Below are 14,104 nucleotides of genomic sequence, written 5' to 3'. Positions count from 1 at the left end.
TAAGACTAAAAAGCTGTAACCGTTGGAAATAACCAAATGGAATATAGGGCGAAGCAGAAAAGCTAACCCATTGTTTTAATTGTAAATTTTACAACTGGCACGCCAAGTGCTTTATACGACCTACATAACAACAACAAACAATAAAAAAACAACACATACTAATAACAACAACAAATAATAAGAAACGTAGAACGGCTAATAAAAACAATAAACAATTAAAAAATAAATAAGTTCAATAACAACAAGAAATAATAAGAAAGAGCACAAACATAATAAGAACAACAGACAATAAAAAAAGATGACAAAAAACGATTTAAGAAAAGATCGTAAAAACTAAAAACAACAAATAATAATAAACTGCAATAATAAAATAATAACGATAATAAAATATAAGACGGAAAAACTGACTAGGCACCAAAGGATAGTAATTGATTTGGACTGGGCCTGGACACAAACCAATATAATTTGTGCCACCCATCCAACGGGAAAGCTTAGGCTTTCCCGTTTTGCTTTCTGGCCTCCCTATTTCTGGCCTCCCTAGCAGGCCCGTGATAGAATCAACCACACATTTTTAGCCGCCTGCCGGCTCAAACTCCAAAGTGCAGATTACTCCATGCTGAAAAGGCTGTTAAACCTAATTTCTCCCCGCTCTAACGCCCACACTCCCAAGCAACCAGTCGTTATCCCTCGAGATCAACACAATGTTTCTCGCAAGCTGATCAGTCACGCTGCGATCAAGGTTATGAAGCAACTGGAAGATAACGGTTTTGAAGCCTATTTAGTGGGCGGCGGCGTGCGTGATTTACTGCTGGGGGAGCAACCCAAAGATTTTGATGTTGCCACTAACGCCAAACCTGAACAAATCAACCGACTATTTCGTAGCGCGCGTATTATTGGCCGCCGATTCAAGATCGTTCACGTCCGCTTTGGTCGCGAGATCATCGAAGTCACCACCTTTCGCGGTCACCATGAAGCCTCTCGCAGCGAACACGGTATGGTACTGCGTGACAATGTATACGGCACGGTACAGTCCGATGCGGTACGCCGTGACTTTACCGTCAACGCTCTGTACTACAGCCTTGATGGGTTTGCGGTACACGATTTCACCGGCGGCATGCGCGATCTTGAAAAACGTGTTTTGCGCATTATTGGCGACCCCACCACTCGCTACCAAGAAGACCCTGTACGCATGCTGCGAGCTGTGCGCTTTGCTGCCAAGCTGGGGTTCAGTATCGCCCCCGAGACTGCGGCACCTATTAGGAAACAGGCTGCCCTACTTGGCAATATCCCGCCGGCACGCCTATTTGAAGAAGTCCTTAAATTATTTTTAGCCGGCTCCGCCACCGCAACTTTCCGCTTGCTGCGCGAGTACAAACTATTTGGCCAGCTGTTTCCCATGCTCGAAGAGCGCCTGCAAACAGGCGACCCAATAGCCCTAGAGCTGATCGAGCAGTGTATGTGTAACACTGACAAACGAATTCGGGCAGGCAAGTCCATAACCCCAGCCTTTATCTACGCAGCGCTGTTATGGCCGCCACAACAAGCGTTACTGGCCACACTGCTGGGCAGCATGCCCAAAGGCCAAGCTTTTAATGAGGCGTCACAACAAGTCGTGAGCGCGCAACTATCTCGAATCACCGTTCCAAAACGGTTTTTAATCCCCATGCGCGAGATCTGGGACATGCAGCACCGACTCACCCTACGCGGTGGCCAGCGCGCCTACACCATGCTTGAGCACCCGCGCTTTCGCGCCGCCTACGATTTTGTCCTATTGCGCGAGCAAGCGGGCGAGAACCTAGGCGGTCTAGGCAATTGGTGGACCCAGTTCCAAGCCGCCGATGAAGAAGGCCGTGCTAGGCTGGTTAGCAGCTTAAAGTCTAGCGGTTCAGGAAAACCTCGGCGTCGACGCAATAACAACCGCAAAAGCTCCAAGCCTAAACAGGGCTAAAGCGGTGACTGCGCCCGCCCCTCATCACTGCTGCTATATTGGTCTGGGGAGCAATCTCGAGACCCCGGTCAAACAAGTGCAACAGGCGCTCAACGAACTGGCCCAGTTGCCACACTCGCAGCTTGTAAATGCCTCATCACTATATCGCTCACGAGCCGTAGGGCCTGGTGAACAGCCCGACTACATTAATGCCGTGGCTCAACTCACAACCCAACTTAAGCCCTTAGCATTGCTTGATGCTCTGCAAGCTATCGAGCAAGCACACCAGCGGCAACGTCTAGTGCGCTGGGGGCCACGTACACTGGACTTGGACTTGTTGCTGTATGATGACCTCAGCATCGACAACGAGCGACTGACAGTGCCTCATCCTTATTTAACCGTTCGGGATTTTGTCTTACGACCACTGCTTGAGATTGCCCCAAAGCTGCATCTTGCCGATGGCACTAGCATTGCGAGTTGGACGCAGCGCTGCGACGACACGGGTTTGATAAAACTCCCTGTGCAGCGCTAAACTGAGCCAAGCATTCATTGAGGATCCGCACGTGGTAAACGCTATGTACGAAAGCTTGGCATTGGATTTATCCGCTGTCGAGCTGCCCAACTACATTGCCATCGAAGGCCCTATCGGGGTAGGCAAAACGACTCTGGCGCAAAACTTAGCGCAGCTTTTCCATTACGATTTACTGCTTGAGAAGCCTGAGCAAAACCCCTTTTTGGCACGTTTTTACCAAGAACCCAAATCAGTGGCACTGCAAACCCAATTGTTTTTCCTGTTTCAACGAGCGGGACAGATTCAGCAGTTGCGTCAAGACGACATGTTCAGCCCCCGTCGTATCGCCGACTTTATGCTCGAAAAAGACCCGCTATTTGCCCAGGTCACGCTCGATGATGACGAACTGGATATTTATCAGCAAGTGTATGAAAAATTAACACTCGATGCCCCACGCCCCGATTTAGTGATCTACCTACAAGCCCCACTAGACGTACTGCAGGCACGCGTCAAGCAGCGCGGTAACGAATTTGAACAACACATTAGCGATGACTATTTAAAGGTGCTCAACGAAGCCTATACCAGCTTCTTTCACTATTACGACAGCGCACCGCTACTGATTGTGAACGCGCAAGATTTAAATTTGGCCCAAAATCGCGACCACTTTCAGCACTTGGTGGAGTACATCACCACCATAAAAAGTGGCCGCCACTACTACAACCCTACGCCCGCTTTATAGAGTAACCCTCATGCCCTACTCACAAGTTCACGAATCTGCTTTAGAAAAGAAAGTCACCATTAATACTCTGCATAAATTACGCGGCCAAGAAAAATTTGTCATGGTCTCACTGTACGATGCACCTATGGCCGCCATGGCACAACAGTGCGGCATCGAAGCAGTTTTAGTGGGTGATTCGCTAGGGATGACAGTTCTCGGCTACGACAGCGTAATCCCAGTCACGATGGAGCAGATGATTTATCACATCGAGGCGGTAGCTCGAGGCAACCATAAATCGTTGATTATCGGCGACCTCCCCTTTATGACCTACGCCAGCTCCGAGCAAGCGTTAACTAACGCCACCCGAGTCATGCAAGCCGGTGCCCACATGGTTAAAATCGAGGGCGGTGAATGGCTGGTCAACACAGTACAAATGCTGACCGATCGCGGTATCCCAGTATGTGCTCACTTAGGGTTAACGCCGCAATCGGTACATAAATTTGGCGGATTTCGGGTACAGGGGCGCGAGGCAGATAAAGCCGAGCAAATGGTAAAGGACGCCAAGGCATTGGCCGCTGCCGGCGCTTCATTGATTGTGCTTGAATGTGTTCCTGCAGAGCTAGGAAAAGCCATTACTGATGCCATCGACATTCCGACGGTTGGTATCGGCGCGGGCACAGATACCGATGCTCAAGTATTGGTTATTAACGACATCCTTGGTTTGACGCCCCAGCCGCCCAAGTTTTCGAAAAACTTTTTGCTTGAAACTGGCGATATTGCCGGTGCACTCAAAAAGTATCGTGATGATGTTAAAAACGGCACCTTCCCTGCCAGCGAGCACACCTTCGGTTAGCCTTTGGGGTATTCGCGCCGAATAAAATCTTTTAGCTGCTGGGCTTTGTCGGGCTGTTTAAGCGGACCTTTAAAGAGTTCGGCCAAGCACTTATAGGCCGCGGGGATACCAGTATCGCCGCGGTAGTGCTTGTGCGCATTCACCAACAACCCTGCCAACTGACGTGGCGCTAAACACTTGCGCAGATGTGACTCAAGAGCCAAGGTGGTGGCAAGCTTTGCCGGTCGATAGCTAGATACTTTTGCCAGTGTTTGCTGCAATAACTCTGCCGCCTCACGCTTATGGTTATTTAACAGTAATAATTCCAACACATAGTCAGCATGTGTGCCCAAGGCTCTGATCGCCTCTGGCGAATCAAGTTTAAGCAGCAACCGATGATACTGACGATGCAAGGTTAAATCATCGCGATACAAATTTAGCAGCTCGCGCAACTGCTCGCGAGCGCGCTCTAGATCGCCACGCTGCTCTAACACCAGCACAGCCCCCAGGCCCTGCGCTCGGACAAACTCCCGCTCATCCAACATAGGCTCTTGAACGTCTATTTCAAGCCCGGCTTCCGCCCCAAACTGATACAACGCATAACCAAACAATGCATAACTCGCCAGCGAGCAATAAGTAGCCGCCCCCAGAGCCAACGGCAGCTGCCAAACCACCGGCAACATAGGCAAGGCAAGCTGTACCCCCAGCTCAACCGCTACGCCAAGAACTAACAGCAACACCCATAACAGCACATAATAAACACCCATACCTGCCATCACCCCAATAATGGCGGACGGGTTAATAGCGCGCAGCAAAGCCCCCTCAACAGCCAAAATCATAGTGATAGCCGGAAAAGCCAGCAGCATAAATGCCACCAAGGCATAGAGTATAAAAAGCTGATATAAAGCCGGGATATGAGTGGTAGCAAGATAATAATACCCAGCGACAACCACCATCACCTGCACCAGATAAACCAGCACAGCTTTCAGCAATAAGTACTGAGTATCACTTTTTATAAAGCACAACAGCCCCGGCGGCCAGCGCTTACCACCAGCCCGAGCGGCAAGCACAGCAAAAAAATACTTAACGCACAATAACTGAAACACAAAAGCAAATATCAGCGACGGAATACCACCACCTAATATCGCTGTTCCCGCAACCCCCGTGAGGATCACTAACAAACTATTAAAGTGCAACGGATAGAGCAATAAGTAAGGTAAAACGTGCCAAAAAGGCTTAGCAAAGGCCGGATCATCGGTAGCGGTTAAATTGTCGTGACACAACAAACACAACGGGCCACTACGCCCCCACAATGGGTTGTGGCCATCCGGTATGCAACGCTCACTGTAATGCGCCTGACAGCTTTCACAGCACCACGCCGCGCGAGCACCTTTGTCAAAGTCACACCATGCTCGAATCTTCATCTTGTTAATCCATTACACTTGGGGGAACCAAAGGCTTGTATATCGTTATTGACGGGGCCCGTTAGGCAAAATCGCTGGAAATTATACCGCAACAAAGCATCCATGTTATTAATTCAAGCGGGCAACTCCCCCCCAGCCATATCTCAACCGACGGCCAAGTTCACCAGTTTATAAAATTGAGACAAAAAAAACCGACACTTTGGGGAAAGCGTCGGCGAAAAGACCATTCTAGGAGTCACATGAATAAAAATTCTGCCGAGCCTGGGCCGAACCGAAAGCTAAACACGAGCACAATTCAACCTATGACACTGTAAGTATTACTTACCCCCCAGTAAATGCCAGTTTCTGCCCCCAATCACTTAAACCAATTAGAGATAGAGAGCGCTTACAGCAGATGATATTGCTATATTCCAACGATCACAGGGGAAACGCAGCGAGCAAAGAAGAAATGACACGTTAGCGCCGTCTTTCGGCCTACCTAAACCAAGCGATAGAAAGCAAACCACAGAAAAGTAGTCGTATCACGATAGCCCGAGATCATAGAGCGATCTCAATCGTAAATAAAAAGCATAAAAAAAGCCCACCCCGTTTAGGGTGGGCTTTTACTTATATGGCGCACTCGGGAGGATTCGAACCTCCGACCGCTCGGTTCGTAGCCGAGTACTCTATCCAGCTGAGCTACGAGTGCGTTGTTAAGAGGCGCGTATAGTAGTTTTTAAGGATCGAATCGTCAAGCAATACTCGCATATTTTTTGCGTTTTTTACGATTAAATCATCTATTGATTAGCGATCAAACAACTTGATGATTTTCTCGACAGCTTTTTGCGTGACAGCGATGGAAAGGTTAACCAACGCTCATCCCGTGCTTTGGGTTGCGATGACTCAAACGTTCGCAGGGTGATACACATGAACATACCAATACCGCGATTGCGGGAGCAATAGACCGGCCCCTTCACCGACCCTCACCGCCATAAAAAAGCCACCGAGGCTAAGCTAACCTTCGGTGGCTTTTAATATATGGCGGTGAGGGAGGGATTGGCTGGGGCGCAATCCCTGCGCCCCACCGCTTCGCGGCGCCTTCGGCGGCCCCATTTGCTCCAGGCAAATGGTCGAACCCTCTGTCGGGCCCGAACGCCTCCCGTTAACCGGCCCAATAAAAAAGCCACCGAGGCTAAGCTAACCTTCGGTGGCTTTTAATATATGGCGGTGAGGGAGGGATTCGAACCCTCGAACGGTTGCCCGTTACACGCTTTCCAGGCGTGCGCCTTCAGCCACTCGGCCACCTCACCTTATAAAATGATCGCTCAACCACTGTACGTACAAGCGCTTTTTGCGAGGCGCGAATGCTACACAACTAGTAGGATAAACGCAACGATGAGTTAACCTTGAGCCTGTGCCGCGCATTACGGCCACGTTTGGCAACGACCAACCAAATCCGGCTCTTTAGCGGTAGGTAGAGAATTTACTGGGGTGCCTAAATACAAATAGCCTATCAACCGCTCATTGGCGGCCAGGCCAAGTCCAGCTAAGACGTGTGGGTTGTACGCCATATCTCCGGTGCGCCAAATAACGCCCAAACCCTGAGCGTAAGCGGCATTGATGATATTTTGCGCCGCCGCACCAGCGCAGAGCAACTGCTCGACTTCCGGCACTTTAGACTGCTCTTGCAGGCAAGCAATGACCACTAATAACTGGGGGGCTCTTAGGGGCATATTACGCAATTTAGCTTGCAGAGTTTCACTTAGATCAGGAGTCTCGCGCAACGCCGCGCGGCAAAACAGCTCACCTAATGCTTCGCGTCCAGCGCCTTCAATGGTTAAAAAACGCCAAGGCCGTAATAAGCCGTGATCCGCCGCGCGGGCCGCGCATTTGAGCAGTGTTTCGAGCTGTTGCGCCGTCGGTGCAGGGTCCGTTAGTTTAGCAACAGACGCGCGCTGGGTAAGGGCCGCGATGGCATCCATATAAAAATTCTCAGCTATTTAACAAGCGTATAATTGTAGCACGCCCACATGTGCAGCTAGAGTTTAAACCCGCGTATATTTCGGTTAGCACTATTGCCGACTGATTTTCTACCGCTCTTTGTGGCATCAACTACAATTACAAATATGCGCCAACTGCGTGAAGCCATAGACGACACTAAGGATTCGCGTATAAGATGTTGGCCTTCGTATTACTCAATAAGTACGCAAGCTAGGCACTAACCACAATGACAAAAACAGCACTACATGACACCGAAGGCTCAGAGTCGGTACTGCAGCAGTATTATTTTCGGACATTAATCTGCTTTGCAGCCGGCGGCACCTTAGCGGCCATGATGGACTGGAACCATATTAGCTGGGTTTCTGTGGGCGCAATTGTTTACATGCTGATCTACGCCTACGCCAGCTTTACGTACACTAGGCGCTTGCCCCCCGAAGCACTGCCTAAGGCTCATCGAATATTGTCCTATGCCGATGCTGCCTTGATTGGCGTAGTACTAAACCTTATTAACTTCTCACTGTTGCCGTGCATTTTATTTTTGGCAATGATTCAATTTAACGCGCTGCTCACCGGCGGCTTACGACGCTGGCTAGAAGATAACGCGGCAATGGCGTGCGGCGTAGTTATCAGCATGATGATACATCGACCGCAATGGATTTTTCACAGCAACATCCAAATCAGTGCCGTCAGCCTCATTGGCATCATTACCTACTTTCTAGCCTACGCGTTGTTTATGCACCAGCGCTTTCACAAGCTCAAACTCAGCAATGCGCAACTGTTGAACGAACAAAAATGGCATAAAATCCGCGCTTACAAATTATCTCGCTACCTAGCCCCCGCCGTTTGGCAAGCGGTCAACAAAGGTCAAGATGAAACGTTACTGGCTGAGCGTAAAAAAATTACCGTCTTCTTTTCCGATATCAAAGACTTCAGTCAGCTATCGGAAGAGATGGAAGCCGAAGCACTTACCGAGCTGCTTAATCAATACCTTACCGAGATGACCAAAATTGTTATTCACTTTGGTGGCACCATAGATAAATTTATGGGCGATGCGGTAATGGTGCTGTATGGCGATAGTGACAGTAAAGGCGTCAAAGACGACTGCTTACGTTGCGTACACATGGCAATTGCCATGAAAAAGCGTATGAAATCACTGCAGCAAGAATGGCACAACCAAGGCATTAAAAAACCGTTACAAATTCGCATGGGCATCAATACCGGATATTGCACCGTGGGCACCTTTGGTACATCCAGCCATCTTGATTACACAGTGCTGGGCACCCACGTTAACTTAGCCAGCCGTTTAGAATCGGCCGCAGATCCGGACGAGGTATTGATATCCCACGAGACCTGGTCGCTGGTGAAAGACTCGGTATTGTGCCGCGATAAAGGCGAAATTACGGTAAAAGGCTTTAGTGCGCCGGTTAAAGTGTACCAAGTAGCCGGATTGCGCAAAGATTTAGGCCGTAATCAGACCTACTTTGAGGATCGCGCCGAAGGCTTTTCGATGTACCTTGATCTGGAAAAAGTACGTAATTACGACAAAGAGCAAGTGTTAACGGCGCTAAACAAAGCCGCCGAAAAACTCAAAGACAAAGTTATTATGTAACGCCGCGTTTAAACTATTGGCGCAACAACCGCACCGAGCCAGGCAAACTGCCAGCAACGCTGCTACGGTAAGGGTTAATATCCAATCCACCGCGGCGCGTATAACGGGCATACACCTCTAACGTAAGCGGCGCACAGCGCGCCGTTATGTCACAAAATATTCTCTCTACGCAGTGCTCATGAAAATCTTGATGCTCACGAAACGACACGAGATAACGCAATAGACCGGCCGGGTCTATCTCTGCCCCCTCATAAGCAATAAACACACTCGCCCAATCTGGCTGCCCCGTTACCGGGCAATTGGTTTTTAATAAATCGCTGTGCCACGCACGCGTCACAACCGCTCCCGCCGCTACGGTTAAATACTCGGGTCGCGGGTGATAGCAATCAACCGCAATATCTTGCTGATCCAAGCTTTTAGCCAAAAAAGGCGCGGCGGCAAAGCTTGCTTGTAAGGCAGTATCCATACGATCGGCAAGTGGTGTTATCACCACATCGACCAAGCTGCCCGCAGCGGCACTTAAATCTTGAGCAATAATCGCCTGAACGGCTCCAGCGCTAGCCACCCGGTGCTGATTAAACGAATTAAGATAAAGCTTAATAGACTTGGACTCGACGATATTGGGGCTATCGCACGGCAGCGTGAACTCGATCATGGCGACTTGAGGCAAACCGTTATCGTTTAACCAGGACAACTCGTAACCCGTCCATACGTCCACGCCATGAAATGGCAACGTATCGCCTGACAGACCCAGCACACGGCGCGAATCACCCCTTGCAATGGCGTACAGCAGGCTCGGGGCGTACTGGCTAATATAGGCCGATGTCTTACCCAGCGGGCTGTCGGCTATCGTGTGCTGCATGTCAGCTCCTCTCGGCTACGCGCGCAAACGCGAGCCGTTTTTCAATAAATACAAACTCACCGCAAATAACACGGCGGCAAACAATAATATGCCAGCAAAGGCGTAACCAATATGCTCGCCACCGGTACCCAGTAGTCCATAGCGAAAAGCACCCACCATGTGCAAGATGGGGTTTAACTGTGACACCCACTGCCAAAATTCGGGCAATACACTCACCGAATAAAATACACCACCCAAATAGGTCAGCGGCGTTAGCACAAAGGTTGGGACAATAGAAATATCATCGTAAGAATTCGCGTACACGGCATTAATAAACCCTGCCAGCGAGAAAATCAATGAGGTTAATACCACGATAATAATCGTAAGCGGCCAGCTGTGCACATGGATATCGGTAAACAGCAGTGATACGGCGGTAACCAACGCCCCAACACATAAACCACGCGCCATACCGCCCAGACAATAGCCGATTAAAATAATTACATTGGGCGTTGGGCTGACCAAAATCTCTTCTATCGAGCGTTGAAACTTGGCGCTAAAGAAAGATGAGGTTACGTTGGAATAAGAGTTGGTTAACACCGCCATCATAATCAAACCCGGCACCACAAACTGCATATAGGGAATACCATCCATGGTGCCCACACGGCTGCCTATCAGCTTGCCAAAAATCACAAAATACAGTGACATGGTAATAACCGGCGGCAACAATGTTTGCAACCAAATGCGTGAAAAGCGTCTAATCTCTTTTCGGACGATAGTGGACAGAGCCACCCACTGCTGTGCTAAACGCATTACTCTGCCTCCTTCCCATCGAGCTGACCATTAATTAACGACACAAACAGCTCCTCTAGCCGGTTAGCCTTATTGCGCATACTAACCACCTGTACACCTTGAGCGGTAAGCTGTGCAAACAATTGGTTAAGCGACTGACCTTTTTCAACTTCGACCTCAAAGCAGTGCTCATCGTCTTCGACAAGCCCAACCACGTGCCCGGCAATAACCGGAGCAGCTGTGAGTGTGTTGGCGCAATCAAACACAAACACCTCTTTGTTTAAGCGTTGCAACAAAGCGCGCATGCTGGTGTTTTGCACGATCTCGCCGCGATCAATAATCGCCACGTTGCGGCACAGACTCTCGGCCTCCTCTAAATAGTGAGTGGTTAAAATAATCGTGGTGCCCTGTGCGTTAATTTCGCGCAAAAACTCCCACATAGAGCGGCGCAGCTCGATGTCCACTCCCGCCGTTGGCTCATCTAAAATCAGTACCCGCGGTTCGTGCACCAGTGCGCGGGCAATCATTAAGCGGCGCTTCATACCGCCCGATAAGGTTCGCGCGGGCTCGCTGCGCTTATCCCACAAACCTAGTTTTTTAAGGTACTTATCGGCCTGCACCTCGGCGCGAGCACGGGGCAACCCGTAATAGCCCGCCTGCTGTAGTATAATATCGCGCACTTTTTCAAACTGACTAAAGTTAAACTCTTGCGGCACAATGCCTAACTCTTGCTTGGCCTCAGAAAAGTGCGTATCGATGTTGTGGCCAAACACGCTCACCTCACCGGCACTTTTACGCACCAACGAGCTAATAATACCGATGGTGGTCGATTTGCCAGCGCCGTTGGGGCCCAGCACCGCAAAAAAATCGCCGGCCTGAACTTCAAGCGAGATGCCTTTGAGCGCTTCAAATTGGTTGCCGTATACTTTGCGTAAATTTTTAATTGAGAGTGCAGCTGTCATAATTGCCTACTTTCGCCGGCTCTAAGAGCCATCCGATCAATGTATTGAGGAGTTTGCCGTGAGCCAGCCCAGTGCCGATGCACAGTATCTTGCGTTCATCCATAAGCTGATTGTTCAGTTTACGTTTGCCATTCAACAACAATTGCCATTTATTGCCGATGATTGCGACGACCAGCATCTGCAGTTTTTACAGCGCTTAGAGGCGCTACCAAAGCACCAGGGGCTTCATTACGCGGAAGAGGGCCAAGCCCTAATGTGTCAGAGTATCGCCGCCTATCCACACCTAACGCCCCTGCTACCGCGAGATTTACTCTGGCACTTTGGTGGCGACTGCTTGCACTTTATGCCCGACGAAGAGATCGAACGCTTTCAGCGGCTAGAGGAGCAACGCTACGACGCCGAGCAGGCGGGACAAGAGTTTGACTACGAGGGCGAACGTGCAAGAGCATTCGGGCTCCATTAGATGCGCGTATTGTAACAGAGCGGCGCCTAGCGCGGGTATTAGCTGAGGTTATGGCTTTAGAAATCTTAACCTCAGTGCCACCCAACTCGTAGGCGAAAACAAACACCACGGCAAAACAGTGTCCACAGCATGAGACTAGCTTACTCACTAAGGGCAACAGAGCGCCCGCTGGGACAATCACAAATCTAACAGGCACAAAAAAAGCCAGCAAGGCTGACTTTTTTTGTTAAATATGGAGCGGGAAAGGAGGCTCGAACTCCCGACCCCAACCTTGGCAAGGTTGTGCTCTACCACTGAGCTATTCCCGCATGTGGCGTCCCCAAGGGGAGTCGAACCCCTGTTACCGCCGTGAAAGGGCGGTGTCCTAGGCCTCTAGACGATGGGGACCCAGTATCTTTTAGCTTTGATGCGCCATCCCTAAAAGAAGGAAATGGAGCGGGAAAGGAGGCTCGAACTCCCGACCCCAACCTTGGCAAGGTTGTGCTCTACCACTGAGCTATTCCCGCATGGCGTCCCCAAGGGGAGTCGAACCCCTGTTACCGCCGTGAAAGGGCGGTGTCCTAGGCCTCTAGACGATGGGGACATACGTCTTCGCTAAAAGAGGGGCGCATTCTATGTACAGCTCGGTCCGCTGTCAACTGTTTAAAGCGGCTTTTTTTTAATGAAGTTAAACAACGACTTAGCTTCACCCAAAAGCTGAGCATAAAGCGATCAAATGAGCAGCAGATGAGTAGAAAATGTTATACTTAGCGCCAATCGCCCAAATCGCGTGGGCACACTAAAAAAACAGGGAAACACCAAACAGGCACCCTAATGTCGTCCATTTATATCATGATTGCGTTTGCAGCACTGCTAACCGCGCTGGTGTGTTACGCGTTTATCAACCAGCAGCTGGCCAAAAAACGTAAGCAGCGTTTACGCTTAATGCATGCGTTAAATCAACGCCTCGATCTGTTTAAACATATCGCCGGGGGAATGCCGGCCGGCTATTTGCCGCCCGAACTTAATGCGTTCACACACCAAATACTGATCAACACGTTAGAGCAACTCGCTAAACTCGCCCCAAAAAAGAACCACAGCGCCGAAGCGACAGAGTACCAGCAACGATTTGAGGCCAGCAAAGAAGTATCTGAGCGCGCACGCTTAAATGCCACACAAGCTGCCCAAGTGCAGCCGTTATTGCAAGAACTGTCACGCTATATCAGCACCCAAGCCGAGAGCGGCCGGCTCGCCAAACCACAAGCAAGCCGTTTGCTCGGTTTATGCCGCAAACTATTGCTGCAAAGCACGATCGAGGGCTACGTTCAGCAAGCCAAGCAGGCACAAACTGACAACAAACTGCGCCTAGCAATCCACCACTACAGCACCGCACGTAAGCTGCTTTTAAAAGAGGCCGGCCAGCAAGATGTCAGCAAGCAAGTTGCGCAACTGAGCGCTGTGATTACCAAACTGGAGCATGAACACGCCGCCCAAAATCAATCCACTGCCGATGACACCGATGACGCGGAGGCAAACAAAAAATGGAATGAGTTTGAAGACAACGGTGACGACTGGAAAAAGAAACAAATATACGATTAACCGATTAGGGTGCGGACCCACCCTAACATTGCACAGTCAGCGTTTTATTCAGTTAATTTGATTGATGCGGAATTAATACAATAGCGCAATCCACTAGGCGCAGGACCATCGGGGAATACATGACCAAGGTGGCTGCCACAATTGTGACATAACACCTCAGTACGTCTCATACCCAGGCTACCATCAAACTCCTCAGCAATTGCAGCGCTATTGGCCGGGGCCGAAAAGCTTGGCCAGCCGCAACCGGCATCGAATTTTGTTGCCGATTCAAACAATAACTCGCCACAGCCACGACAATGATAACTGCCATCGGCAAACACATCCCAATACTCGCCGGTAAAAGGCGCTTCGGTACCCTTTTCGCGGCACACACGGTATTGCTCCGGCGTTAACGTCGCACGCCAGTACTGCTCGGTGAACTTTTCTGGATCTGCCATAACGATCTCCTTGACACGCAGGGCTGTGAAACC

At 50.0% G+C, this 14,104-nt stretch carries 13 protein-coding genes and 6 tRNA genes; 7 read left to right on the top strand and 12 right to left on the bottom strand.

Annotated features, from left to right (window positions below):
* Nucleotides 1–613 precede the first annotated feature (613 nt).
* The 4 genes from pcnB to panB are packed head-to-tail and all read left to right on the top strand — an operon-like array spanning nt 614 to nt 4,009.
* Entirely contained in the window at nt 614–1,948 is a 1,335-nt protein-coding gene (gene pcnB, locus GILYN3_RS15440) for a polynucleotide adenylyltransferase PcnB (RefSeq protein ID WP_049723825.1), read from the top strand.
* 4 nt (nt 1,949–1,952) lie between these two features.
* Complete coding sequence (gene folK, locus GILYN3_RS15435; protein WP_049723824.1) at nt 1,953–2,459, top strand: 2-amino-4-hydroxy-6-hydroxymethyldihydropteridine diphosphokinase; 507 nt, start codon at nt 1,953–1,955, stop codon at nt 2,457–2,459.
* A gap of 43 nt (nt 2,460–2,502) precedes the next feature.
* A complete protein-coding gene (locus tag GILYN3_RS15430) occupies nt 2,503–3,177 on the top strand; it encodes a deoxynucleoside kinase (RefSeq protein ID WP_049723994.1) in 675 nt (224 codons plus the stop codon).
* A 10-nt stretch (nt 3,178–3,187) separates the two neighbouring features.
* Nucleotides 3,188–4,009: a 3-methyl-2-oxobutanoate hydroxymethyltransferase gene (panB, locus tag GILYN3_RS15425; protein WP_049723823.1), complete on the top strand. Its 822-nt coding sequence runs from the start codon at nt 3,188–3,190 to the stop codon at nt 4,007–4,009.
* On the opposite strand, the gene GILYN3_RS15420 is transcribed toward panB, so the two are convergent.
* From GILYN3_RS15420 to GILYN3_RS15405, 4 genes are all read right to left on the bottom strand, one after another.
* Entirely contained in the window at nt 4,006–5,412 is a 1,407-nt protein-coding gene (locus GILYN3_RS15420; RefSeq protein ID WP_049723822.1) for a hypothetical protein, read from the bottom strand. The genes panB and GILYN3_RS15420 overlap by 4 nt on opposite strands.
* A 611-nt stretch (nt 5,413–6,023) precedes the next feature.
* Nucleotides 6,024–6,100 (bottom strand) — tRNA-Arg (locus GILYN3_RS15415).
* A 513-nt stretch (nt 6,101–6,613) separates the two neighbouring features.
* A tRNA-Ser gene (locus GILYN3_RS15410) sits at nt 6,614–6,701 on the bottom strand.
* 114 nt (nt 6,702–6,815) lie between these two features.
* Complete coding sequence (locus GILYN3_RS15405; protein ID WP_049723821.1) at nt 6,816–7,373, bottom strand: nitroreductase family protein; 558 nt, start codon at nt 7,371–7,373, stop codon at nt 6,816–6,818.
* A 245-nt stretch (nt 7,374–7,618) separates the two neighbouring features.
* Here GILYN3_RS15405 and GILYN3_RS15400 point away from each other — a divergent pair, with 245 nt between their 5' ends.
* Nucleotides 7,619–9,001, top strand: a complete 1,383-nt coding sequence (locus GILYN3_RS15400) for an adenylate/guanylate cyclase domain-containing protein (protein ID WP_049723820.1) — start codon at nt 7,619–7,621, stop codon at nt 8,999–9,001.
* A 13-nt stretch (nt 9,002–9,014) separates the two neighbouring features.
* Here GILYN3_RS15400 and queF read toward each other — a convergent pair whose 3' ends face one another.
* Genes queF through GILYN3_RS15385 form a run of 3 tightly spaced genes read right to left on the bottom strand, consistent with a single transcriptional unit; the run spans nt 9,015 to nt 11,593 of the window.
* Nucleotides 9,015–9,863, bottom strand: coding sequence for an NADPH-dependent 7-cyano-7-deazaguanine reductase QueF (gene queF / locus GILYN3_RS15395; RefSeq protein ID WP_049723819.1), 849 nt, complete (start codon nt 9,861–9,863; stop codon nt 9,015–9,017).
* A gap of 15 nt (nt 9,864–9,878) precedes the next feature.
* Nucleotides 9,879–10,652, bottom strand: coding sequence for an ABC transporter permease (locus tag GILYN3_RS15390; RefSeq protein WP_049723818.1), 774 nt, complete (start codon nt 10,650–10,652; stop codon nt 9,879–9,881).
* Nucleotides 10,652–11,593, bottom strand: coding sequence for an ABC transporter ATP-binding protein (locus tag GILYN3_RS15385; protein WP_049723817.1), 942 nt, complete (start codon nt 11,591–11,593; stop codon nt 10,652–10,654). Before GILYN3_RS15385 ends, GILYN3_RS15390 begins: the two co-directional genes overlap by 1 nt.
* Before the next feature lie 58 nt (nt 11,594–11,651).
* Here GILYN3_RS15385 and GILYN3_RS15380 point away from each other — a divergent pair, with 58 nt between their 5' ends.
* Nucleotides 11,652–12,056: a PA2817 family protein gene (locus GILYN3_RS15380; protein WP_157484952.1), complete on the top strand. Its 405-nt coding sequence runs from the start codon at nt 11,652–11,654 to the stop codon at nt 12,054–12,056.
* A 233-nt stretch (nt 12,057–12,289) separates the two neighbouring features.
* On the opposite strand, the gene GILYN3_RS15375 is transcribed toward GILYN3_RS15380, so the two are convergent.
* The 4 genes from GILYN3_RS15375 to GILYN3_RS15360 form a co-directional block, all read right to left on the bottom strand.
* A tRNA-Gly gene (locus GILYN3_RS15375) sits at nt 12,290–12,364 on the bottom strand.
* Between the two features lie 3 nt (nt 12,365–12,367).
* A tRNA-Glu gene (locus GILYN3_RS15370) sits at nt 12,368–12,443 on the bottom strand.
* A 44-nt stretch (nt 12,444–12,487) separates the two neighbouring features.
* Nucleotides 12,488–12,562: transfer RNA gene (locus GILYN3_RS15365), tRNA-Gly, on the bottom strand.
* 1 nt (nt 12,563) lies between these two features.
* Nucleotides 12,564–12,639: transfer RNA gene (locus GILYN3_RS15360), tRNA-Glu, on the bottom strand.
* Between the two features lie 230 nt (nt 12,640–12,869).
* Here GILYN3_RS15360 and GILYN3_RS15355 point away from each other — a divergent pair.
* The gene (locus GILYN3_RS15355; protein WP_049723816.1) at nt 12,870–13,634 is read left to right on the top strand and encodes a hypothetical protein; all 765 of its coding nucleotides are present in this window, start codon (nt 12,870–12,872) and stop codon (nt 13,632–13,634) included.
* A gap of 44 nt (nt 13,635–13,678) precedes the next feature.
* Here GILYN3_RS15355 and msrB read toward each other — a convergent pair whose 3' ends face one another.
* Nucleotides 13,679–14,071 carry a peptide-methionine (R)-S-oxide reductase MsrB gene (gene msrB, locus GILYN3_RS15350; RefSeq protein WP_049723815.1) on the bottom strand — a complete coding sequence of 131 codons (393 nt, stop codon included), beginning with the start codon at nt 14,069–14,071 and terminating at the stop codon, nt 13,679–13,681.
* Nucleotides 14,072–14,104 lie beyond the last annotated feature (33 nt).

It is taken from the genome of Gilvimarinus polysaccharolyticus (genome assembly GCF_001187555.1).
In the GTDB taxonomy this organism is placed as follows: domain Bacteria; phylum Pseudomonadota; class Gammaproteobacteria; order Pseudomonadales; family Cellvibrionaceae; genus Gilvimarinus; species Gilvimarinus polysaccharolyticus.
This window is presented reverse-complemented; position numbering and strand designations above follow the sequence as displayed.